Source organism: Ramlibacter sp., from assembly GCF_013697775.1.
In the GTDB taxonomy this organism is placed as follows: Bacteria; Pseudomonadota; Gammaproteobacteria; order Burkholderiales; family Burkholderiaceae_C; genus Ramlibacter.
Genome location: NZ_JACCWG010000002.1, coordinates 1 through 25553 on the forward strand (window position 1 = coordinate 1; position 25553 = coordinate 25553).

Sequence of the window (25553 nt, forward strand, 5' to 3'; positions counted from 1 at the left end):
GTGCCACGCACCGCACGCATCTGGACCGCCGCACCACGCAGCAGCTGCGCGCGCTCGGCCACGCGCGCCAGAGCACGCTGTTCATGGCGCTGGCGGCCGCGCTCGGCGTGCTGCTGTCCCGCTACGCGGGGCAGGACGACGTGTGCATCGGCACGCCCATCGCCAACCGCACCCGCGCGGAGGTCGAAGGGCTGATCGGCTTTTTCGTCAACACGCTGGTGCTGCGCACGCGCGTGCCGGCGCAAGCCACATTCGAGGAGCTCCTCGCCCAGGTGCGCGCGAACACCCTGGGCGCGTATGCGCACCAGGACCTGCCGTTCGAGCAGCTGGTCGAAGCCCTGCGGCCGCAGCGCACGGCCAGCCATGCGCCGCTGTTCCAGGTGATGCTGGTGCTGCAGAACGCGCCGCTGGAGGCGCTGGAACTCCCGGGCCTGAAGCTGCAGGTGTTGGACGGCGCGAGCGTGACGGCCAAGTTCGACCTGACACTGAACGTGGTGGAGCAGCGCGACGGGCTGGCGCTGGGTTTCGAATACGCCACCGACCTGTTCGACGCCGCCACCATCGAGCGCATGGCGCGGCACTTCACGCGGCTGCTGGAGGGCATCGTGCAGGCGCCGGCGGCGCCGGTGCGCGCGCTGGCGCTGCTGGACGCTCAGGAGAGCCAGCAGATCCTGCACGCATGGAACGCCACGCGGCAGGACTATCCGCGCGACGCCAGCATCCACACGCTGTTCGAGGCGCAGGCGCGGCGCACGCCGCACGCCACGGCGCTGCAGTGCGAAGGCGAGCAGCTCACCTATGCGCAGCTGGATGCGCGGGCGAACCAGCTGGCCCGGTACCTGAACACCCAAGGCGCCGGCCCGGAACGGCTGGTCGGCGTGTGCATGGAGCGCGGCCTGCGCATGGTGGTGGGCCTGCTCGGCATCCTGAAAGCCGGCGCGGCCTATCTGCCGCTGGACCCGGCCGAGCCGCGCGAGCGGCTGGCCGCCATGCTGGACGATGCGCGCCCGGTGCTGGTGCTCACGCAGCGGCGCCTGCTGCCGCTGCTGCCCGATGCGGCGGCAAAGGGCGTGCCCGCGTTTTGCATGGACAGCCAGTGGCACGCGCTGGACGCGCAGCCCGCAACGCCTCCCGGCGCCGCCGCCTGGCCCGGGCAGCTGGCCTACGTCACCTACACCTCCGGCTCCACCGGCCGGCCCAAGGGCGTGGCGATCCCGCACCGCGGCGTGCTGCGCCTGGTCCTCGACGGCAGCTATGCGCCGCTCGGCCCGGCGGATTGCGTGGCGCACTGCGCCAACCCCGCGTTCGACGCCTCCACCTGGGAGATCTGGGGCGCGCTGCTGAACGGCGCCCGGCTGCTGGTGGTGCCGCCGCCGGTGGTGCTCGATGCGCCGGCGCTGTGCAGGGAACTGCTCGCAGGCGGCGTCACCGCAATGTGGCTGACGGTGGGCCTGTTCAACGAACACGCGGACGCCCTGGCACCCGCCTTCGCCCGGCTGCGCCACCTGCTGATCGGCGGCGAGGCCGTGGACCCGGCCAAGGCCGCGCGCGTGCTGCATGGCGGCCAGGCGCCGCGGCATCTCGTCAACGGCTATGGGCCGACCGAAGGCACGACCTTCACCACCACGTTCGCCATCCGCGCCCTGTCCGGCTGCGAACACGCGGTGCCGATCGGCCGGCCGATCGCCAACACGCAGGTCTACCTGCTGGACGACGCGCTGGAGCCGGTGCCAATCGGCGTGGCGGGCGAGCTGTACATCGGCGGCGACGGTTTGGCACGCGGCTACCTGAATCGCCCTGGGCTGACGGCCGAAAAATTCATTCCCAATCCGTTCGGCGAAGCGGGCACGCGGCTGTACAAGTCCGGCGACCTGGCGCGCTGGCTTGCCGACGGCAGCATCGACTACCTGGGCCGCATCGACCACCAGGTAAAGATCCGCGGCTTTCGCATCGAGCTAGGCGAGATCGAAGCGGCATTGATGGCGCAGCCGGGCGTGCGCGACGCGCTGGTGCTGGCGCGCGAGGACACACCCGGCGACAAGCGGCTGGTGGCCTACGTCGTGGGCGACTGCCTCGATGCGCCGACGCTACGCGCGGCGCTGCTGTGCAGCCTGCCGCACTACATGGTGCCGGCGCACTACGTGCCGCTGCAGGCGCTGCCGCTGAACGCCAACGGCAAGGTGGACCGCCATGCGCTGCCCGGGGCGGACGCAAGTGCTGCATCGGCGCGCGCGTACGAAGCGCCGCGCACGCCGACCGAAGAGGCGCTGGCCGGCATCTGGGCGCAGGTGCTCGGGCTGGACCAAGTGGGCGTGCACGACGACTTCTTCGCGCTGGGCGGGCATTCGCTGCTGGCCACGCAGGTGGTCGCCAAGCTGCGCGCGGCCTTCCAGGTGGAGCTGCCGCTGCGCGCGTTCTTCGAGACGCCCACCATCGCGGCCATGGCGCAGGCCATCGACGCCGAAAAGCAGACCTTTGAAGAGATCGACCTATGACGGCGCATGAGCTGATGGAATTCTGCAGGCTCCACGCCGTGGAGCTGAAGATCGCCGACGGCAAGATCCGCTGCAAGGCGCCGCGCGGCGGGCTGACGCCGGAACTGCTGGAAGGCATCAAGGCCAGGAAGGAGGACATCCTGGCGATCCTGCGCGCCATGGGCGGCGACTCGCAGGCCATCGCGCGTGCGGACGCGGCCGATGCCGGCGTCGAATGTCCCGCGTCCTTTGCCCAGCAGCGGCTGTGGTTCCTGGACCAATTCGAGTCGGGCGGCAACGCCTTCTACAACATTCCCATCGGCGTGCGCATGCAGGGCACGCTGGACGTGCCGGCGCTGGAGCAGACCCTGAACGAGGTGGTGCGCCGCCACGAGGCCCTGCGCACCACCTTCGCCACGCTGGACGGCGTGCCGGTGCAGGTGGTCGCGCCGGCGTTGGCGCTCGTCCTGCCGGTGCACGACCTGGGCGGGCTGCCGGCCGGCGAACGCGAGGCGCGCGCCCAGCAACTGGCGCAGGACGAAGCTCGCACGCCGTTCGACCTGGCCGCCGGCCCGCTGATCCGCGCCAGCCTGGTCCGGCTGGCCGCACACACGCACATGCTGCTGTTCACGGTGCACCACATCGTGTCCGACGGCTGGTCGGTGGGCGTGCTGGTGCGGGAAGTGGCGGCGCTGTACGGCGCCTTCGTCCACGGCCTGCCGTCGCCGCTGCCGCCGCTGAACATCCAGTACGCGGACTTCGCGCGCTGGCAGCGGCAGTGGCTGAGCGGCGAGGTGCTGGACCGGCAGCTTGGCTACTGGCGCGAGCAGTTGCGCGGCATCCCGACCCTTCTGGCCCTGCCCACCGACCGCCCGCGGCCGGCGGTGCAGCGCTACACCGGCGCCAAGTTCGCGTTCACCATCGATGCCGAAGCAGCCGACGGCCTGCGCGCGCTGGCCCGGCAAAAGCAGGCGACGCTGTTCATGGCCTTGGCCGCTGCCTTCGACATCCTGCTGCTGCGCTACACCGGCCAGGACGACCTGTGCGTCGGCACGCCGATCGCCAACCGCAACCGCGCCGAGACCGACGGGCTGATCGGCTTTTTCGTCAACACGCTGGTGCTGCGCACGCGCGTGGACCGCCGGCACGGTTTCCTGCAGCTGCTAGGCCAGGTGCGCGAATGCGCGCTGGCGGCGTATGCGCACCAGGACGTTCCGTTCGAACACCTGGTGGAAGCCTTCAACCCCACGCGCAGCACCAGCCACGCGCCGCTGTTCCAGGTGATGCTGGCGCTGCAGAACATGCCGCTGCAGGCGCTGGAGCTGCCCGGCATGGCGCTGCAGGTCGTGCATGCGGACAACGCCACCTCGAAGTTCGACCTTACCCTGAACGTGATCGACGGCAGGGGCGCGCTGGCGGCCAACTTCGAATACAACACCGACCTGTTCGACGAAGCGACCATCGCCCGCATGGCCGGCCACTTCACCGGCCTGCTGCGCGCCATCGTCGCCCAACCCGGGCTGCCGCTGGGCGAGCTGCCGCTGCTCGATGCCGAAGAGATGTCGCGGCTGCTGGTGGCGTGGAACGCGACCGATGTTGCGCATCCCGAAGTGCAAGGCATCCACCGCATGTTCGAGGAGCAGGCCGCACGCACACCGGATGCGCCGGCGCTCGCGTTCCAGGACCAGCGGCTGACCTATGCGCAGCTCAATGCGCGCGCCAACCAGCTGGCCCACCACCTGCGCGCACAAGGTGTCGGCGCCGACGTGCTGGTGGGCCTGTGCGCCGGCCCCGGCCCGGACCTGGTGGCGGGGCTGCTGGGCATCCTCAAGGCCGGCGGCGCCTACCTTCCGCTCGACCCCAGCTATCCGCAGGAGCGGCTGGCCTACATGCTGGACGATGCGCGTCCCGCGCTGGTGCTGACGCAGGAGCGGCTGGCGAACCAGCTGCCCGCCGGCGCGCGGGGCGAGAGCCGCAACCTGTTCCGCCTGGACAGCGACTGGCACCGCGTGGCCGACAACCCCGCGCACGATCTGCCGCACATGACGCTGCCGCAGCACCTGGCCTACGTCATCTACACCTCCGGCTCCACCGGCAGGCCCAAGGGCGTGCTGCTGCACCACGCGGGCCTGTGCAACCTGGTGCGCGCGCAGACGGCGGCACTGCGTATCCGCCCCGGGCAGCGCGTGCTGCAGTTCGCCTCGTTCAACTTCGACGCGTCCGTCTCGGAAATCTTCATGGCGTTGACAGCGGGCGCGACGCTGTGCCTGGCGGCCAGGGACGACCTGCTGCCCGGCGCCGGCCTAGAGGACACCTTGCGCCGGGAGGCGATCGACGTCGCGACCCTGCCGCCGGTGGTGCTGGGCGCGCTGTCGCCGCAGCACGCGACGGGCCTGCGCACCATCATCGCCGCGGGCGAGGCCTGCCCCGCCACGCTGGCCGAACGCTGGGCTGGCGGGCGCGCGTTCTTCAATGCCTATGGACCGACGGAAACCACGGTGTGCGCCACCATGCATTTGTGCGCGGCGGATGCAAGCCGCCCGCCGCCTGTCGGCCGGCCCATCGCCAACACGCGCGTGTACCTGCTGGATGCCGGCATGCAGCCGGTGCCGGTGGGCGTGGCGGGCGAGCTGCACATCGCCGGTGAAGGCCTGGCGCGCGGCTACCTCGGGCGGCCCGACCTCACGGCCGAGCGATTCATTCCCGACCCGTTCGGTGCGCCCGGCGCGCGCATGTACCGCAGCGGCGACCGCGCGCGCCACCTGCCCGACGGCAGCATCGACTGTCTGGGACGCACCGATACCCAGGTCAAGATCCGCGGCTTCCGGGTCGAGCTGGAGGAAGTCGAAGCGGCGCTGGCCGGCTTGCCGAACGTGCGCCAGGCCGCCGTGCTGCACCGCGAAGACAGCCCCGGCGACCAACGGCTGGTGGCCTACGTGGTGCCGGCGCTGGAGCACCAAAACGACACGCGCGAGGCCGAGAAAAAGCAGGTCATCGACCTCAGCCACGTCTGGGACCAGGCCTACCGCGAAGCGCCCGCCCAGGGCGACCCGCAGTTCGATGTCGCGGGCTGGGTCAGCAGCTACGACCGGCAGCCGATTCCCGCCGGCGAGATGCGCGAATGGGTCGATTGCACGGTGCAGGCGATCGAGGCGCTGCGGCCCGCGCGCGTGCTGGAAATCGGCTGCGGGACGGGCTTGCTGCTGCACCGCCTGGCACGCTCCTGCCGGCGCTATTGCGGCACCGATTTTTCCGCGGCCGTGCTGGGCAGGCTGGAGGCCGGCCTGGCGCGCGCCGCGTTCGTCGACTGCCGCATCGACCTGCTGCACTGCGCGGCGAACGCCACCGCGGACATCGACGAGGCGTTCGACACCGTCGTCCTCAACTCGGTGGTCCAGTATTTTCCCGGCCGCGCCTACCTGGACGAAGTGCTGCGCGGCGCCGTGGACAGGATCGATGGGCGCGGAAAGGTGTTCATTGGCGACGTGCGCCATCTGGGGCTGCTCGGCGCCTTCCATGCGTCCGTCGCGCTGCACCACGCCTCGCCCGCGGCGCCGCTCGGGCAGCTGCAGGGCGTGGTGGCGCAGAACGTTCGCAGGGAGTCCGAGCTGCTGCTCGACCCTGGGTACTTCACCGCGCTGCAGCGCGCGTTCGCGCCCATCGGGCGTGTCGAGATCGTGCCCAAGCTGGCGGCCGCGGCCAACGAGCTGACGCGGTTCCGCTACGACGTGGTGCTGTCCATCGGCGAGGACGACACGCCGCTGCTCGATCCGGCCTGGCAGCCGTGGGATGCATTTCCTGGCGGCTTGGCCGCGGTGGAAAGCCTGCTTGCGGATGGCCAGCCCGATTGCCTGGCGATCCGTGCGATTCCGGACGCGCGGGTGGAGGAAGACGTGATCGCCGAGAAGCTGCTGCACACGCTGCCCGACGCGCGCAGCGTGCACCATCTGCGCCAGGCGCTGGCCGGCACCGCCAGGACCGGTGTGCATCCCGCGGCCCTCGCCGCCCTGGCGCGCAGGCACGGCTGTGAGGTGCATCTGCACGTCGCAGCCGATCGTCCCGGCGCGTTCGACGCGGTGTTCTGCCGCGGCGCGCGGCGCATCGACTGGCCTGTGGCGGATGCGGTGGAAACGCCGGCCAACCAGCCTTTCTCCGCGCAGCTGGAAGCCGCCGTCCAGGACAGCATCCTGGGCGCGCTGCGCCGGCTGCTGCCGGACTACATGGTGCCGGGGCACCTCATGGTGCTGGACCGCCTGCCGACCACGCCCAACGGCAAGATCGACCGCAAGGCGCTGCCCGCGCCCGACGCGCTGCGCAGCGGCTTCGGCTACGTGGCGCCGCGCAACGCCACGGAGGAACTGCTGGCCGGCATCTGGGCCGGCGTGCTGAAGCTGGACAAGGTAGGTATCGACGACAACTTCTTCGCCCTGGGCGGCCATTCGCTGCTGGCGGTGCAGATGGTGAACCGCATCCGCGCCGCGCTCGGCACGGAAGTCGCGGTGCGCACGCTGTTCGAAGCGCCCACCGTCGCGCAGCTGGCCGGTCGCATTGCGCAGGGCGACAGGCGCGCGCGCGCGCAGGCGCTGGTGCCGGTGAGCCGCACGCTGCGCCTGCCGCTGTCTTACGCGCAGCAGCGGCTGTGGTTCCTGCAGCAGCTGGAAGGCGGGAGCACCGCGTTCAACATTCCCGGGCAGTGGCGCTTCAAGGGGCCGCTGGACGTGGCGGCCTTCGATGCGGCGCTGCAGGCGATCGTCGCGCGCCACGAAGTATTCCGCACGAACTTCGTGGTGGGGCCGGACGGCGAGCCCGAGCTGCGCATTGCCAAAGAGCTGCGTATCCCGATGCCGGTGGTTGCGCTGGCGCCCTCGGAGCTGGCCGCACGCGCACGCGCCCATGCGAACCACGTGTTCGACCTTGCCAATGAACCGCTGCTGAAGGTGGAGCTGCTGCGCCTGGGCGAGCAGGAGCACGTGCTGCTGATGAACCTGCACCACATCGTGTTCGACGGCTGGTCGATGGGCATCATGGCCGGCGAGTGGCCGCGCCTGTACGCCGGCTTGCGGCGCGACCCGTCCTTCGCCCTGCCGCCGCTGCCGATCCAGTACGCCGACTATGCGCACTGGCAGCGCAACCAGCTGCACGGCGCGCTGATCGAGCAGCAGCTGGCCTACTGGACGCGCCAGCTGGACGGCGCGCCGGAACTGCTCAACCTGCCGACCGACCGCATGCGGCCGGCGGTGCAGCGCTTCGAGGGCGCGTTGGAAGAAATGACGCTGCCCGGCGAACTGTCCGCACGCATCAGGTCCTTGAGCCAGCAGGCCGGCGCCAGCGTGTTCATGACGCTGCTGTCGGTGTTCGCGCTGCTGATGTCGCGCTACAGCGGCGAGGACGACATCCTGATCGGCACGCCGGCCGCCAACCGCGACCGGCAGGAGCTGGAGGAGGTGATCGGCCTGTTCCTGGGCACGCTGGTGCTGCGGGTCGACCTGTCGGGCCGGCCGGCATTCCGCGAACTGCTGGACCGGGTGAAAAAGACGGCGCTGGACGCCTTTGCCCATGGCGACGTGCCGTTCGAGCGCATCGTCGAGGCCCTGCCGCTCAGGCGCGACATGAGCCGCAATCCGCTGTTCCAGGTGTTCTTCAACATGCTGGACTTCCCCGACCGCAGCGGCGTGCAATGGCCGGGGCTGGAAGTGGAGGGGCTGGACGGCCTGGAGTTCGACGCCAAGTTCGACCTGACGCTGTACGTGGGGCAAACGCCCGCCGGCCTGCGGCTGATGCTGCTGTACAACACCAGCCTGTTCGATGCGCAGCGCATGCAGGAGCTGCTGCGGCAATACGCGCTGCTGCTGGAGCAGGCGACAGCGCGTCCTGCTGCCGTCATCGACGACTACACGCTGGTGACTCCCGAGGCCAGGCGTGTCCTGCCCGACGCGGCGGCGCCGCTGGACGCCGGCTGGATCGGCGCGGTGCACGAACTGTTCCGCGCGCAGGCCGAACGGCGGCCCGATGCACCGGCGGTGGTCTCACACGAACGCAGCTGGTGCTACCGCGAGCTGGATGACCACAGCGAGCGCATTGCCTGCTGCCTGCAGGACGCGGGCGTGGGCCGCGGCGACATCGTGGCCATCCACGCCGAACGCAACGCGGGTGTGGTGGCCGCCGTGCTGGGCGCGCTGAAAACAGGCGCGGCGTTCATGATGCTGGACCCGCTCTATCCCGCCGAGCACCTGCGGGCCTGCCTGGAGGCCGCGCCGCCCAAGGCCTGGCTGCAGGTGGCCGCGCAGGCGCTGCCGCCGGACAAGGCGGCGCTGGCGGCGGCCGTGCCGGTGTTCCTGGACCTGGTGGAGATCGAAGCCCATCCGCGCCTGCCCGCGTACGCGGGCAGGCGGGTGCGGCCCACCATGCTCACTGCCGGCGACATCGCGGTGATCGCTTTCACCTCCGGCTCCACCGGCAAGCCGAAGGCGGTGGAAGGGCGCCATGGGCCGCTGACGCATTTTCTGCCGTGGGCGCAACGGAACTTCGGGTTCACGCAGGACGAGCGCTTTTCCATGCTGTCCGGGCTGGCGCACGATCCGCTGCAGCGCGACATCTTCACGCCGCTGTGCCTGGGCGGCTGCGTCTGCATCCCGCATCCGGAGACCATCGCGCCGCACCGGCTCGGCCCGTGGATGCGCGAGCAGGCCATCACGGTCGCCAACCTCACGCCGGCGATGGGGCAGATCCTGGCGCAGGGCGCGCAGGACCAGGCGCTGCCGGCGCTGCGCCACATCTTCCTGGTGGGCGACGTTCTGACGCGGCGCGACGTGCAGCGTCTGCAGGCGCTGGCGCCGTCGGCGCAGGTCGTCAGCAACTACGGCGCCACCGAAACCCAGCGCGCGGTCGGCTGCTACGAGCTGCGCCACGAAGCGCCGCACGACGCGGCGCGCGAGATCATTCCGCTGGGCAGGGGCGTTCCGGGCGTGCAGCTGCTGGTGCTGGACCGCGCGGGCCGCCGCCAGGCCGGCATCGGCGAGCATGGCGAGGTGTACGTGCGCAGCCCGCACCTGGCGCGCGGCTACCGCGGCGATGCGCAAGCCACCGCGCTGCGCTTCGTGCGCAGTCCGTTTTCCGGCGACACCGCGGGCGACCGCATGTACCGCACCGGCGACCTGGGGCGCTACCTGCCCAACGGCATGGTGGAGTGCCTGGGCCGCGCCGATACGCAGGTCAAGCTGCGCGGCTTTCGCGTCGAGCTCGGCCACATCGAGTCGCAGCTCGGCACGCATCCGCAGGTGCGCGAAGCCGTCGTGGTCATCCGCGCGCGCAACGACGGCGACAAGTCGCTGGCCGCCTACGTGGTGCCGCGCGGCGAGCCGCCCACGCAGGCCCAGCTGCGCGCGCACCTGGCTGCCAGGCTGCCCGAGTACATGGTGCCCGCGCATGTGGTGGTGCTGCAGGCACTTGCGCTCACGCCCAACGGCAAGGTGGACCGCAAGGCTTTGCCCGAGCCGCCGCAGGCCGGCGGTGGCGAAGCGGCCTACGTGGCGCCGCGCACCGCTACCGAAACGCTGGTGGCCGGCATCTGGGCCGAGATCCTGAAGCTGCCGCGCGTGGGCGTGGAGGACGACTTCTTCGCGCTGGGCGGCCACTCGCTGATGGCCACGCAGATCGTCTCCAAGCTGCGCGCCAGCCTGCAGGTGGAGGTGCCGCTGCGCGCGCTGTTCGAGGTGAAGACCGTCGCCAGCCTGGCGGCGCGGGTGGATGAACTGAAGGCCAAGGAAGACGTTGGCCGCGACGCGCAGGAGAAGGCGTTTGCCGAGATCGCCGGCCTGTTCGCGCAATCCGGCCCTGGAGCCAAGCCGTGAAGGAAGAGGACTTCGTTGCGTTCTACAGCGCCTTGCCGGCGCAGGAGCGGGTGCGCGTGCAGGCGATGCTGCAGGAGCGCGGCATCGACTTCCGTGCGCTGCCGATCGTGCGCCGGCCGGTGGACGCCGCGCGGCTGCCGCTGTCGTATGCGCAGCAGCGGCTGTGGTTTTTGGACCAGTTCGAGGAGTCGGGCGCGTTCTACGACATCGCCACTGGCGTGCGGCTGATCGGCAAGCTGGACGTGAACGCGCTGGAGCGGACGTTGAATGAAGTGGTGCGCCGGCACGAGGCGCTGCGCACGACGTTCGTGATAGTGGAGGGCGCGCCGGTGCAGGTGATCGCCGAGTGTTTGCACGTGCCGTTGACGCACGACGAAGTGCAAGGCCGGTTCGACCTGCGCACGGGGCCTTTGCTCCGCGCGCGGTTGCTGAAGCTAGGCGAGGAAGAGCACGAGCTGCTGTTCACGGTGCACCACATCGTGTCGGACGGCTGGTCGATGGGCGTACTGGTGCGGGAGGTGGCGGCGCTGTATGCCGCGTATGTTGCGGGGCAGGAATCGCCGCTGCCTGAACTGCCGATCCAGTACGCCGACTATGCGCATTGGCAAAGGCAGTGGCTGAGCGGTGCAGTGCTGCAGAATCAGCTTGGCTATTGGAAGCAGCGGCTGCAGGGAATCCCGACGCTGCTGGCGCTACCGACAGACCGTCCGCGCCCGGCGGTGCAAAGCCACGCGGGCGCCACGCTGAAGTTCAAGGTGCCGGCGGAAACTACGGCAGCTCTGTACGCCCTGGGACGCGAGACGCAGACGACACTGTTCATGGCGCTTGCGGCAGCCTTCAGCGTGCTGCTGAACCGCTACACCGGCCAAAGCGACATCTGCATCGGCACACCCATCGCGAACCGCAACCGCGCGCAGATCGAGCCGCTGATCGGCTTCTTCGTGAACACGCTGGTGCTGCGGACCGAGGTGGATGGCGGGCAAAGCTTTGCCAAGCTGCTGGAGCAGGTCAAAACCCACGCGCTGGGTGCCTACGCCCACCAGGAAATCCCGTTCGAGCACTTGGTGGAGGCGCTGAACCCGGAGCGCAGCACCAGCCACGCGCCGCTGTTCCAGGTGATGCTGGTGGTGCAGAACGCGCCGGTCAGTGAGTTGCGCTTGCCAGGATTGAAGCTGGAGCCGATGGAGAGTGAACATGCGACAGCGAAATTCGACCTGACCCTGACGATTGTCGAAGGCGAACAGGAGCTGCACGCAAGCTTCGAATACGCGACAGAGCTGTTCGACCCGCTGACCATCGAGCGCATGGCGGGACACTTCCAGAGGCTGCTGGAGGTGATCGGAGAGAACGCAAAGCAACGCATCGGCGACCTGCCGATGCTGGGGCAGGAGGAGCAAGACCAACTCCTGCGGCAATGGAACGCGACGCAGGTGGACTACGCGGAGCAGGGTACGCTGCAGGAGCTGTTCGAAGCGCAGGCAAGCCGCACCCCCGAATCCACCGCTGTCTGCTACGAGACAGAAGCCCTGAGCTACGGCGAACTCAATCGCCGCGCGAACCAGCTGGCGCACTACCTGAAAGACCAGGGTGTCGGCCCCGACGTGCTGGTCGGCATCTGCGTGGAGCGCAGCCTGCAGATGGTGGTCGGCGTTCTCGCCATCCTGAAAGCCGGCGGAGCCTATGTGCCGCTCGACCCCGACTACCCGCCCGAGCGACTGGCCTTCATGCTCGCCGACGCCCAGCCCAAGCTGGTGCTCACGCAGGATGCGTTGCGCGACCGCTTGTCCGGCACGGGATTGCCCATCTTCTGCCTGGACGCGGACCACCACGCGCTGGCGAACGCAGCCGGGGCCAACCCATCGCCGTCGGGCCAAGCGCAAAACCTCGCCTACGTCATCTACACCTCCGGCTCCACCGGCAAGCCCAAGGGCACGCTGCTCACGCACGGCAACGTGCTGCGCCTGTTCGCCACCACCGAGCGGGAATTCGGCTTCACCGAGGGAGACGTCTGGACGCTGTTCCATTCCTTCGCGTTCGACTTCTCGGTGTGGGAGATCTGGGGCGCGCTGCTGCATGGCGGGCGCCTGGTGATCGTGCCGGACGCGGTGCGCCGCGCGCCTGCGGCCTTCCTGGAACTGCTGTCGCGCGAACGGGTGACGGTGCTGAACCAGACGCCCTCGGCCTTCTACCAGTTGATCGGCGCCGAGGGCCGGCAGCCGCTGCCGCTGGCCCTGCGCTGCGTGGTGTTCGGCGGCGAGCGGCTGGACCTGCAACGCCTGAAGCCCTGGCATGCGCGGCACCCGGCGTATCGGCCGCAGCTCGTGAACATGTACGGCATCACCGAGACCACGGTGCACGTCACGCATTTCGCGATCGGCGAGCAGGGCACCGGGCACAGCGCCAGCCCCATCGGCCAGCCCATCGCCGACCTGTGCGTCCATGTGCTGGACCCGTGGGGCAACCTTGCGCCCATCGGCATCGCCGGGGAGCTGCATGTCGCGGGGGCGGGCCTCGCGCGCGGCTACCTCGGGCGGCCGGCGCTGACGGCCGATCGTTTCGTGCCCGATCCGTTCGGCGCGCCGGGCGCGCGCATGTACCGCACCGGCGACCTGGCGCGCCGGCGTGCCGACGGCAGCCTCGATTTCCTGGGCCGCATCGACCACCAGGTGAAGGTCCGCGGCGTGCGCATCGAACTCGGCGAGATCGAGGCGGCACTGGCCGACCTGCCGCAGGTGCGCCAGGCGCTGGTGCTTGCGCGCGAAGACGTGCCCGGCGACCAGCGGCTGGTTGCCTACCTGCTGCCCGCATCCGCCGAGCGGCCGCCGTCTACCGAGCTGCGCCGCGCGCTGGCGCGGCGCCTGCCGGAGTCCATGCTCCCGGCGCACTGCGTCTGGCTGGAGTCGCTGCCGGTGACCGCGAACGGCAAGGTGGACCGCAACGCCCTGCCGGCGCCGGATGCAGACGGCGCGGCTGGCCGCGTGCACGAAGCGCCTGTTGGCACGACGGAGACCACGCTGGCGCGGCTGTGGGCCGAACTCCTCAAGGCCGGCGCGGTGGGTCGCCAGGACAACTTCTTCGAACTCGGCGGCCATTCCCTGCTTGCGGTGACGCTGATCGAGCGCATGCGCGAAGCCGGCCTGCATGCCAGCGTGCGCGCGCTGTTCGCCGCACCGACGCTGCAAGCGCTGGCCCAGGCCTGCGACGACGCGGCCGGCAGCGCGGACCACGAGGCGCGTGCCGTGGCCGTGCCGCCGAACCTGGTTCCAGAGGGCTGCACGCGGCTCGCGCCGGAGATGCTGCCGCTGGTGGAGCTGACGGCGCCGCAGCTGGACGCCATTGCCGCTGCGGTGCCGGGCGGCGCCGCCAACATCCAGGACATCTACCCGCTGGCGCCGCTGCAAGAAGGCATCCTGTTCCACCACAGGCTCAGCCAGGAAGGCGACGCCTACCTGCTGCAGACGCTGCTAGGTTTCGACACGCGCGAGCGGCTGGAGCGCTTTACGGCGGCGCTGCAGCAGGTGATCGACCGGCACGACATCCTGCGCACGGCGGTGCTGTGGGACGGCCTGCCCGAGCCGGTTCAGGTGGTCTGGCGCAAGGCGCGGCTGTGTATCGAAGACGTTGAGCTCGACGAGGCTGAAGGCGAGCCCGCGCGCCAGCTGGCCGAGCGCTACGGGCCGAAGAACTTCCGGCTGGACGTGCGCGAAGCGCCGATGCTGCGCGGCTTCCGCGCGCGCGACGCGGCCGGGGGCCGCTGGCTGCTGCAGATGCTGGCCCACCACCTGGTGAACGACCACACCACGCTGGACCTGCTGCTGGAAGAAGTCCGGGCCATCCTGGCCGGCAACGGCGGCACGCTGCGCACGCCCGTGCCGTTCCGCAACTTCGTGGCGCAGGCGCGGCTGGGGATCAGCCGCGCCGAGCACGAGGCGTTTTTCAAGGCGCTGCTGGAAACGGTGACCGAGCCGACCGCGCCCTATGGGCTGCTGCAGGCGCAAGGCGACGGCTCGGGCATCGCCGAGGCGCGCCGGCTGGTGGACCGCGACCTCGGCACGCGCCTGCGGCGGCAGGCGCGCGGCCTGGGCATCAGTCCGGCGAGCCTGCTGCACCTGGCCTGGGCGCAGGTGCTGGCGCGCCTGACGGGACGGGCGGACGTGGTGTTCGGCACGGTGCTGTTCGGCCGCATGCACGGCGGCACGGGCGCCGACCGTGGCATGGGCCTGTACATCAACACGCTGCCGGTGCGCATCCGGCTCGCAGGGCGCAGCGTGCGCGACAGCGCGCTGGACACGCACCGCCTGCTGAGCGAGCTGCTGCGCCATGAGCATGCCTCGCTGGCGCTGGCGCAGCGCTGCAGCGATGTGCCGGCGCCGGCGCCGCTGTTCACCTCGCTGCTGAACTACCGCTACAACGCCGCCGCGGCCAGTGAAGCCGCGGGCGCGCGGGTGGACTGGGAAGGCATGCAGGTGCTGGACCGGCAGGAGCGCACCAACTACGCCTTGACGGTGTCGGTCGACGACATGGGCGACGAGGGATTCGGCCTGACAGCGCAGGCCGGCGCGGGCATGTCCGCCAAGCGGATCTGCGGCTACCTGCACACGGCGCTGGAAGCGCTGGTGGATGCGCTGGAGAGCCACCCTGGACAGGAGCCGTGGGTGCTCGACGTGCTGCCCGCGCCCGAGCGGCATCAACTGCTGGTGCAGTGGAACGCCACCGGCACGGCGTATGCGCCCGAGGCGACGCCGGTGGCATTGATCGAAGACCAGGCGCGGCGCCGGCCGCAGGCGGTGGCGCTGGAGTTCCGTGGCACGGTCCTGCGTTACGGCGAACTCAACGAACGCGCGAACCGGCTGGCCCACTGCCTGCGCGCGCAGGGGGTCGGGCCGGACCGGCTGGTGGGCGTGTGCATGGAGCGTTCGCCGGACGTGGTGGTCAGCCTGCTGGCCATCCTGAAGGCCGGCGGCGCCTGCCTGCCACTGGACCCCGACTATCCGGACGCGCGCCTGGCCCTGATGCTGCGCGACGCGCGGCCGGTGCTGGTGCTCACGCAGGCACCGCTGCGCGCGGCGCTGCTGCGGGTCGTGGATGCGGACGGGCCGCCTGTCTTTTGCGTGGACGCGGAAGCGCAGCCGCTGTCCGCCTTCGCGGCCAGCGATCCGCCGGACGTTTGCCTGCCGCAGCACCTGGCCTATGTGCTCTACACCTCCGGCTCCACTGGGCGGCCCAAGGGCGTGGGCCTGCCGCGCGCGGCGCTGTCCAACCTGCTGAACTGGCAGCTGCACCAGCCGACGCAGCCGCGCGGCGGTGCGCCGCGCACCCTGCAGTTCGCCTCGCTGAACTTCGACGTGTCGTTCCAGGAAATTTTCTCGACGCTGTGCGCCGGCGGCACCCTGGTGCTGGTGGACAGCGCCTTGCGCCAGGACCTGGAGCGGCTGCGCGAGTTCATCGTGCAGGCGAAAGTGCAGCGGGTCTTCCTGCCCAACGCAGTGCTGCAGCACTTCGCCGGCCTGCCGCCGCGGGCATCGGCGGCAGGGCCTGCGTGCGACATCGTTTCGGCGGGCGAGGCGCTGGTCGTCACCGACGCGCTGCTGGCGTATGCCAAGTCGCTGGGCGGCGATCTCTACAACCAGTACGGGCCGACGGAGACGCACGCGGTCACGCAATTTCGGCTGGCGGGCGAGCTGTCGGACACATGGCCGAAAACGCCGCCGATCGGCAGGCCCATTGCCAACGCGCAGGTCTACCTGCTGGACGATGCCATGCGGCCGGTGCCGCTCGGCGTGGCCGGGGAACTGCACATCGGCGGCGCGGCGCTGGCGCGCGGTTACCTGGACCAGCCGGCGCTCACGGCGGAGCGCTTCGTGCCCAACCCCTTCGGGCCGCCAGGAACCCGGCTGTACAAGTCGGGCGACCTGGCCCGCCACGGGGACGACGGCGAGATCGCATACCTGGGCCGCATCGACCGCCAGGTGAAACTGCGCGGCTTTCGCATCGAGCTGGGCGAGATCGAGGCGGCACTGGCGGAGTTGCCGGGCGTGCGGGAAGCCGCGGTGCTGGTGCGGGAAGACCAGCCGGGCGACCGGCGACTGGTCGCGTATGTGGCGATTGACGAAGCCCCGGGAGAGGACGACGCCGCCTTGGCGCAGGCCGCGGACCGGCTGCGGCAATCGCTGGGCAAGCGGCTGCCCGAGCACATGGTGCCGGGCCACGTCGTCTTTCTCGACGTACTGCCGCTCACGCCGAACGGCAAGGTCGACCGGCGCACACTGCCGGCGCCGCATGCGGTTTTCGCGCAAGCCTACGAAGCGCCGGCGACACCCGTCGAAATCGCGCTGGCAGCGGTCTGGGCCGGCGTGCTCCAGGTCGGGCGGGTCGGCCGGCACGACAACTTCTTCGCGCTGGGCGGGCATTCGCTGCTGGCGACGCAGGTCGTGTCGCAGGTGCGCACGGCGTTGAACACGGAACTGCCGCTGCGCAGCCTGTTCGAGGCGCCGACGGTGGCGGCGCTGGCGCAAAGCATCGAGGCGCAGCGCTCCGGCAATGGCGCCACGCAGGTTCCGGCAGCCGCGATCGTGCGGCGGCCGAAAGACCTGGAGCGACTGCCGCTGTCGTACGCGCAGCAGCGGCTGTGGTTTTTGGACCAGTTCGAGGAATCGGCGGCGTTCTACGACATCGCCGCCGGCGTGCGGTTGATAGGCAAGCTGGACGTGAACGCGCTGGAGCGCACGCTCAATGAAGTGGTGCGCCGGCACGAGGCGCTGCGCACGACGTTCGCGATGGTGGAGGGCGCGCCGGTGCAGGTGATCGCCGAGTGTTTGCACGTGCCGTTGATGCACGACGAAGTGCAAGGCCGGTTCGACCTGGGCACGGGGCCTTTGATCCGTGCACGGCTGTTGAAGCTGGGCGAGGAAGAGCACGTGCTGCTGTTCACGGTGCACCACATCGTGTCGGACGGCTGGTCGATGGGTGTGCTGGTGCGGGAAGTGGCGGCGCTGTATGCGGCCTACGTCGCTGGCCAGGAATCGCCGCTGCCGGAACTGCCGATCCAGTACGCGGACTATGCGCACTGGCAAAGGCAGTGGCTGAGCGGTGCTGTACTGCAGGAGCAGCTCGGGTACTGGAAAGAGCGGCTGCAAGGCATCCCGACGCTGCTTGCGCTGCCGACCGACCGGCCGCGCCCGGCGGTGCAAAGCCACGCGGGTGCGACACTGAAATTCAAGGTGCCCGCAGGCACGACGGCAGCCCTGTACGCCCTGGGACGCGAGACACAGACCACACTGTTCATGGCGCTGGCGGCAGCCTTCAGCGTCTTGCTGAACCGCTACACCGGCCAGAGCGACATCTGCATCGGCACGCCCATCGCCAACCGCAACAGGGCTGAGATCGAGCCGCTGATCGGCTTCTTCGTGAACACGCTGGTGCTTCGCACCGAGGTGGACGGCGCACACAGCTTCGCGCAGCTGCTGGAGCAAGTCAAAACGCATGCACTGGGCGCGTACGCGCACCAGGAAATCCCGTTCGAGCACTTGGTGGAAGCGCTGAACCCGGAGCGCAGCACCAGCCACGCACCGCTGTTCCAGGTGATGCTCGTCGTGCAGAACACGCCAGCCAGCGAGCTGCGCCTGCCTGGGCTGACGCTGGAACCTGTGGAAGCCGAACACGCGACAGCGAAGTTCGAGCTGACCCTGACGGTCGTCGAAGGCGAGCAGGAGCTGCACGCGAGCTTGGAGTACGCGAAAGAACTGTTCGATCCGCACACCATCGAGCGGATGGCTGGCCACTTCCAAAGGCTGCTGGAGGCCATTGGAGAGAATGCAAAGCAGCCCATCGGCGACCTGCCGATGCTGGGGCAAGAGGAGCAAGACCAACTGCTGCGGCAATGGAATGCGACACAAGTGGACTACGCGGAGCAGGGCACGCTGCAAGAGCTGTTCGAAGCGCAGGCAGGCCGCACCCCCGAATCCACGGCTGTCTGCTACGGGACAGAAGCACTCAGCTACGGCGAACTCAATCGCCGCGCGAACCAGCTGGCGCATCACCTGAAAGACCAGGGCGTCGGCCCCGACGTGCTGGTCGGCATCTGCGTGGAGCGCAGCCTGGAGATGGTGGTCGGCCTGCTTGCCATCCTGAAAGCCGGTGGCGCCTATGTGCCGCTCGACCCGGATTACCCGCCCGAACGCCTCGCCTTCATGCTGGCCGACGCCGCGCCCGCACTGGTCCTCACCCAGCACAAATTACGCGGCCGCCTGCCCGCAGGCGCCGCACCCCCGCGCATCTTCTGCCTGGACACCGGCTGGAGCACGGTACAAGGCGCACCCTCCAGCAACCCGCCCTGCGCCAACTTGCCGCAGCACCTCGCCTACGTCCTCTACACCTCCGGCTCCACCGGCAAGCCCAAGGGCGTCAGCGTCATCCACGCCGGCCTGCGCAACTACCTGTGCTGGGCGCGGGAGGCATATCCGCTGCCGTTCGACAAGGGGTCGTTCGTGCAGCTGCCTCTTGTGTTCGACGCCACCATCACCGCCCTGTTCGTGCCGCTGATCGCGGGCAAAAGCGTGACCCTGCTGCCCACGCGCGCCGACCCGGACATGTTCGGTTTCCTGGCCACCGAGCAGGCGATCGGCCTGCTGAAGATCACGCCCGCGCACATCGACCTGATCGACTCCACCCTGGCGCCGCAAGCGAGCCTGGCGCAGGTCGGCGTCGCCGTCATCGGCGGGGAAGCGTTGAGCGCGGCGCAGGCGCGCGCCTGGCTGCGGCGCTTCCCGGGCTCGCTGGTCGTCAACGAATACGGGCCCACCGAAACCGTGGTGGGGTGCTGCGTCCACACCACCCGCAGCGTGCACGGCGAGGCCACCACGCTGCCCATCGGCCGGCCGATCGCCAACACGCAGCTGTACGTGCTGGATGGTGCGTTCGCACCGGTTCCGGTCGGCGTGGCCGGCGAGCTGTACATCGCGGGCGAAGGCCTCGCGCGCGGCTACCTGAACCGCCCCGGGCTGACGGCGGAACGCTTTGTTCCCAACCCGTTCGGGCCGCCGGGCACGCGCATGTACCGCACCGGCGACCTCGTGCGCCATCTGGCCCATGGCGAGCTCGACTACCTGGGCCGCATCGACCACCAGGTGAAGATCCGCGGTTTCCGCATCGAGCTGGGCGAGATCGAGGCGGCGCTGGCGGCACGGTCCGGGGTGCGGGAAGCCCTGGTGCTGGCGCGCGAGGACGTTCCCGGAGACAGGCGGCTGGTGGCCTACGTGCTGCCCGCCGAGCCGCACGCGCCGCCGTCGCCGGAGAGCCTGCGCGCCGCGCTGCGCGAGAGCCTGCCGCACTACATGGTGCCCGCGCACATCGTCGCGCTGGACAGCTGGCCGCTCACGTCCAACGGCAAGGTGGACCGCAACGCGCTGCCGGCGCCGGACGCGCACGGTGAGCCGGCTACCGGCTACGTCGCACCGCGCACGCGCACCGAGGCCGTGCTGGCCCGCATTTGGGCCGATGTCCTCAAGCGGGAGCGGGTCGGCGTGGAGGACGATTTCTTCGCGCTGGGCGGGCACTCGCTGCTGGCCACGCAGGTGATTGCGAAGCTGCGCGCGGCCTTCGGCGGCGGGCCCGGCCTGCGCGCCCTGTTCGAGGCGCCGACGGTCGCGCAGCTGGCACGGCGCATCGAGGAGGCGGACTCGGCAGGCAACAGCGCGGACGGGGGAACGCAAGTGCCTGCCATCGTGCCGGTGCCCCGCATCGGTCCCTTGCCGCTGTCGTTCGCGCAGAAGCGCTTCTGGTTCCTGGACCAGCTGCAGCCGGGCAGCGCGTCCTACAGCATGCCGCTGGCGCTGCAGCTCACCGGCAACGTGAACCTCGCGGTGCTCCGGCGCGCGTTCAACGCCCTGGTGGCCCGCCACGAACCGCTGCGCACGCTGTTCGTCCAGGCGGAGGACGGGTTGCCGCGGCAGTCGATCCTGCCCGCGCTGGAGCTCGGCCTGCCGGTGCAGGACTTCAGCCGCATGGACGCAGCCGCGCGTGCCGCCAGCGTCGGGCAGGCGATCCGCGAGGAGGCCGCCATGCCGTTCGACCTTGCGCGGGGTCCCCTGGTGCGCGTCGGCGTCATCCGCTGCGCCGACCGCGACCATGTGCTGTTGCTGACGCTGCACCACATCCTGTACGACGGCTGGTCGATGCACGTGCTGGTGGACGAGGTCGTGCGCCTGTACGAGGCATTCCGCGCGGGCCGCGATGCGGCGCTACCGGCGCTGCCGTTCCAGTACGCCGACTATGCGCATTGGGAGCAGCGCCACTTCGAGGGCGCGGCCCTCGAGCGCGAACTCGCGTACTGGCGCGGCCAGCTGCAGGGCGCGCCCGAGCTGCTGGCGCTGCCGCTGGACCGGCCGCGGCCGGCGGTGCAGCGCTACGAAGGCGCGGCGTATGCAGCGGGCCTGTCGCCGCAGCTGACCGGCCGCCTGAGTGCGCTGGCAGCACAGCGCAGCGCGACCCTGTTCATGGTGATGGCGGCCGCGTTCGACGTGCTGCTGCACCGCCTGAGCGGACAGGCCGACCTCTGCATCGGCGCCTTCTCGGCCAACCGGCCGCCGCGCACGGAGATGCTGGTGGGGATCTTCGTCAACCTGGTGGCGCTGCGCGCGACCGTGCGCGGCGATGCGTGCTTTGCCGACGTGCTGGACCAGGCGGCGAATGCCGTCGTCGCGGCGCACGAGCATCCGATTCCGTTCGAGCTGCTGCTGACGCACCTGGTGCGCAACCGCGACGCCTCGTACATGCCGTATGCGCAGGTGGTGCTGAATTTCCACAACGAATCCGAGCGGCAGGCGGCGGCGCCCACGGATCGCGAAACGCAGGCCCTCGGCATCCGGGGCCTGCATGCGCAGGCCGTCACCCACGCCCACTTCGAACTCAAGGTGGAGATGGCGCTGGCCGACGGACGGCTGGGCATCTCCTACGAATACAACACCGGCCTGTTCGACCAGGCCACCATCGCGCGCTGGAACCGCTGCCTGGAACGGCTGCTGCAGGCTGTCTGCGACAACCCCGAGGCGCACATCGACAGCCTGGACCTGCTGGACGCCGAGGAGCGCGAGGAGATGCTGGTGCGGTGGAACGCGACCGCGGCCGACTACCCGCGCGAGGCGGGGCTGCACACGCTGTTCCAGGCGCAGGCGGCGCGCACGCCCGGGCGCATCGCGCTGGCGGGCGAGGGCGCCGCGCTGCGCTACGACGAACTCGACAGGCAGTCGAACCGGCTGGCGCATGCGCTGCGCGGGCAGGGTGTCGGCCCCGACGACCGGGTCGGCGTGCGCATGGAGCGTAGCCTGGAAATGGTGGTGGCGCTGCTGGGCATCCTGAAGGCCGGCGCGGCATACCTGCCGCTGGACCCGGACCATCCCGCCGAGCGGCTGGACTTCATGCTCGCCGATGCGCAGCCGCGGCTGGTGCTCACGCGCGAGGATGTGCGCGCGGCCGTCCATTCGCCGGAGCATCCGGAGCATGCCCCGCCCGACGGCACCCGGCCGGGCCATCTGGCCTACGTCATCTACACCTCGGGTTCCACCGGCAGGCCCAAGGGCGTGGGCATCAGCCACGCCGGCATCGTCAACCGCCTGCACTGGATGCAGCAGGCGTATGGGCTCGCCGCCGACGACCGGGTGCTGCAGAAAACGCCGTTCAGCTTCGACGTGTCGGTGTGGGAATTCTTCTGGCCGCTGCTGTACGGCGCGCGGCTGGTGGTCGCCAGCCCCGGCGGCCACCAGGACGCGGCGTACCTGGCCGGCGTGGTCGCGCGCGAAGCCGTCACCACGCTGCATTTCGTGCCGCCCATGCTGGATGCGTTCCTGCAGGAGGCGCGCGCGGAGCAATGCGGCAGCCTGAGGCGCGTGGTGTGCAGCGGACAGGCCTTGTCCAGGGACCTGCAGGACCGGTTCTTCCGCGCTCTGCCGGGGGTGGAGCTGCACAACCTGTACGGGCCGACAGAGGCCTCGGTGGACGTGACGGCCTGGGCCTGCCGCGCCGACAGCGCTCTGGCCTGCGTGCCGATCGGCCGGCCCATCGCCAACACGCAGATCCACCTGCTGGACGCGGCGCTGAGCCCGGTGCCCGTGGGTGTCGCCGGCGAGCTGTACATCGCGGGCGAGGGCCTGGCGCGCGGCTACCTGAACCGGCCCGCGCTGACGGCGCAGGCCTTCATCCCGAACCCGCACGGCGCGCCGGGTGCGCGCATGTACCGCAGCGGCGACCTGGCGCGCCGGCTGGCGGACGGCAACATCGACTACCTGGGCCGCACCGACCACCAGCTGAAGATCCGCGGCCTGCGCATCGAGCCGGGCGAGATCGAATCCGCCCTGGCGGCGCAGCCGGGCGTGCACGAAGCGCTGGTACTGGCGCGCGAGGACGTGCCAGGCGACGCGCGGCTGGTGGCCTACGTCGTGGGGGAGGAGGGCGAGGACGTGGATGGGCAGGCGTTGCGCGCTGCCCTGCGGCGCAGCCTGCCCGACTACATGGTGCCGGCGCACATCATCGTGCTGCAGGCCCTGCCGCTGAACGCCAACGGCAAAGTGGACCGCAAGGCGCTGCCGGCGCCGCAGGCCGGCCGCGGCGAGCAGCGCGATGGGTACGAGGCGCCGCGCACGGCGGCCGAGGCAACACTGGCGCGGATCTGGGCGCAGGTGCTCGGCCTGGACAAGGTCTGCGTGCACGACGACTTCTTCGCGCTGGGCGGGCATTCGCTGCTGGCGGTGCAGGCCATCGCGCGCGTGCGCAGGGAGTTTTCGACGCGCACGCCCGTGTCGGCGCTGTTCGCCTTCCCCACCGTCGAGGCGCTGGCACGGGAGCTGGACCATGCGCAGGAGATGCACGACCTGATCGTTCCCATGGGTGCCCACCATGCCGACGCAGCCGGCCGCGAGCCCCTGTTCCTGGTCCACGGCGCGGGCGGCGACATCCTGAATTTCGCGCACCTGGCCGATGCGCTGGGCAGCCGGTTCCGCGTGTACGGCATCCGCTCGCCCGAGGCCGCGGGCACCGGACCGGACAGCGATTCGCTGTCCGGCTTGGCCGCGCTCTACGCCGAACACATCATGCGGATGGAGCAGGGCCCGGTGGCGCTGGTGGGCTGGTCGATGGGCGGGCTGCTGGCGCTGCAGGTCGCGCACCGCCTGGAAGCGCAGGGCCTCAGCGTGGCGCTGGTCGGCCTGGTGGACACGCACCCGCCGCGCCGCGAAGCCGATGCGGAGAGCCCCGAACGGCAGGCGAGCCGCGCCGTGGCGCATGCCCTGGTGCACAGCGGCCGGCTGAGCGCGGACCGGTTTCCGCAGCTGGCCGCGCTGGCCGCACGGGTCGGCGTGGACGCCCTGCTGCAGCAATTCGAGGACGACCCCGGTTCGCTGGCGGCCCTGCTGCCGCCGGACTGGGTGGCCTACCTGCACGGCCAGGCCAGGGCCATGCGGCATCATATGGACATCGTCCGGCAGTTCGCGCCGGTGGTCGTGTCGGCGCCCCTGCATGTCTTCTGGGCGGATGCGCGGGGGGAACAAGACGTGGCGCGGGCCGACTGGCTGGCGGCCACGCGCAGTCCCGGCGCCAGCACGGTCACGGCCCTGCCGGCGAACCACCATTCCATCCTCGATGCCGACGGCGCGCGGCGCATGGGCCGCGTCCTCGGCATCGACCACCTGAGCCTTCAACGATGAATCTGCTGCGCTACCTGTATGGACTGTCCCCCGCCCTGGTTCTGCTGGCCACCGCACTCGGCATGGCCGGCGGCTTCAGCGGCGCGGGCCTGGCCGTGGTCATCGGCAAGGGGCTGGAGCGTTCCCAGCCGCTGGGCCTGCTGGCCGTGCTGTTCTTCGGCCTGTGCCTGCTGCACCTGCTGTGCAAGACGGGGTCCGGGGTGGTGCTGCTGCACATCAGCCAGGAGGCCACCCGGCGCCTGCGCATCGTGCTGAGCCAGAAGCTGCTGGCCACGCCGCAGCGGCGGCTGCAGTCGCTGGGCAAGCACGGGCTGCTGGTGATCCTCACGCGCGACATCGAAACCTTCGTGCAGGCCCTGCAGCTGCTGCCGGTGGCATTCGGCAACGCGGTGATCGTGCTGGCCAGCTTCGCCTACATCGGCTATCTGTCGCCGACCATCTTCGGCATCTTGCTGGCGGTGCTGCTGGTGGGCGCCACGGGCTTCCACTTCGCCGAAAGAAAGCCGCTGACCGAGATGATCCGGCTGCGCGAGAAGGTCGAAATCCTGTTCCAGGACTTCCGCAACCTGGTGGAAGGCAGCCGCGAGCTGCAGCTGAACGCGCAGCGCGGCCGGCTGTTCGTCAGCCGGGTCATCACCGTCAGCGCGAACCAGCTGAAGAACTCCTTCGTCGCCGCCATGGCGCGCTACACGCTGGTGATCAACCTGGGCGCGATCCTGTTCTACGTGGTGATCGGGGTCTTCGTGTTCCTGGTGCCGCTGTGGATGCGCCAGGCGCCCACGGAGCTGCTGGCCATCACCCTGATCCTGCTGTACCTGATCAGCCCCATCGCTGAACTGATGGCGACCTTGCCACCGGTGCGCCAGGCCGCCATCGCGCTGGGTCGCATCCGCAACCTGGAGCAGGCGCTGGATGCGCCGGTGGACGGCCCCGCGGCGGCGGACCCGTTCGCCCGGCCCGGTGCGTTGACGCTGGAGCTGCGCGGCGTGCGCCACCGCTACGCCGGCGCCTCGGAAGACACGCCTTTCATGCTGGGCCCGCTGGACCTGCGCATCGAACAGGGCGAGCTGCTGTTCGTGGTGGGCGGCAACGGCGGCGGCAAGACCACTCTGGCCATGCTGCTGGTGGGCCTGTACGAGGCTGAAGAAGGCGAGATCCTGCTCAACGGCGTGCCGGTGCGCCGCGACAACGTGGACGCCTACCGCAGCCGCTTTTCGGCGGTGTTCTCCGACTTCCACCTGTTCGAGCACCTGCTGGAAGCCGACGACACGCAGACGGCGGAGCGCGCCGCGCACTACGTGGCGCGGCTGGGCATGGCGCACAAGGTGAAGGTGCAGGACGGCCGGTTTTCCACCATCGAGCTGTCGCAGGGGCAGAAAAAGCGCCTGGCGCTGGTGTCCTCGTACCTTGAGGACCGGCCCATCTACCTGTTCGACGAATGGGCGGCCGACCAGGACCCGGCGTCACGGCGCGTGTTCTACACCGAGCTGCTGCCCGAGCTGAAGGCGCGCGGCAAGACGGTCATCGTCATCACC

General features: G+C 70.4%; 3 protein-coding genes and 1 pseudogene. All 4 read left to right on the forward strand.

Annotated features, from left to right (window positions below; all coding sequences use genetic code 11):
* A partial coding sequence (locus H0U68_RS00050; protein ID WP_296351890.1) for an amino acid adenylation domain-containing protein occupies positions 1-2495 on the forward strand: 2495 nt, incomplete at its 5' end.
* Positions 2492-10324 carry a non-ribosomal peptide synthetase gene (locus H0U68_RS00055; protein ID WP_296351892.1) on the forward strand — a complete coding sequence of 2611 codons (7833 nt, stop codon included), beginning with the start codon at positions 2492-2494 and terminating at the stop codon, positions 10322-10324. The genes H0U68_RS00050 and H0U68_RS00055, both read left to right, overlap by 4 nt.
* Positions 10321-24018: a non-ribosomal peptide synthetase gene (locus H0U68_RS00060; RefSeq protein ID WP_296351894.1), complete on the forward strand. Its 13698-nt coding sequence runs from the start codon at positions 10321-10323 to the stop codon at positions 24016-24018. Before H0U68_RS00055 ends, H0U68_RS00060 begins: the two co-directional genes overlap by 4 nt.
* Positions 24015-25553 (forward strand): annotated as a pseudogene (locus tag H0U68_RS00065) (cyclic peptide export ABC transporter); the annotation flags it as partial. The gene H0U68_RS00060 and the pseudogene H0U68_RS00065, both read left to right, overlap by 4 nt.

Excerpts from the sequence above, each read along its gene's own strand:
- H0U68_RS00055 (WP_296351892.1), top strand. The coding sequence starts at position 2,492 with ATGACGGCGCATGAGCTGATGGAATTCTGCAGGCTCCACGCCGTGGAG.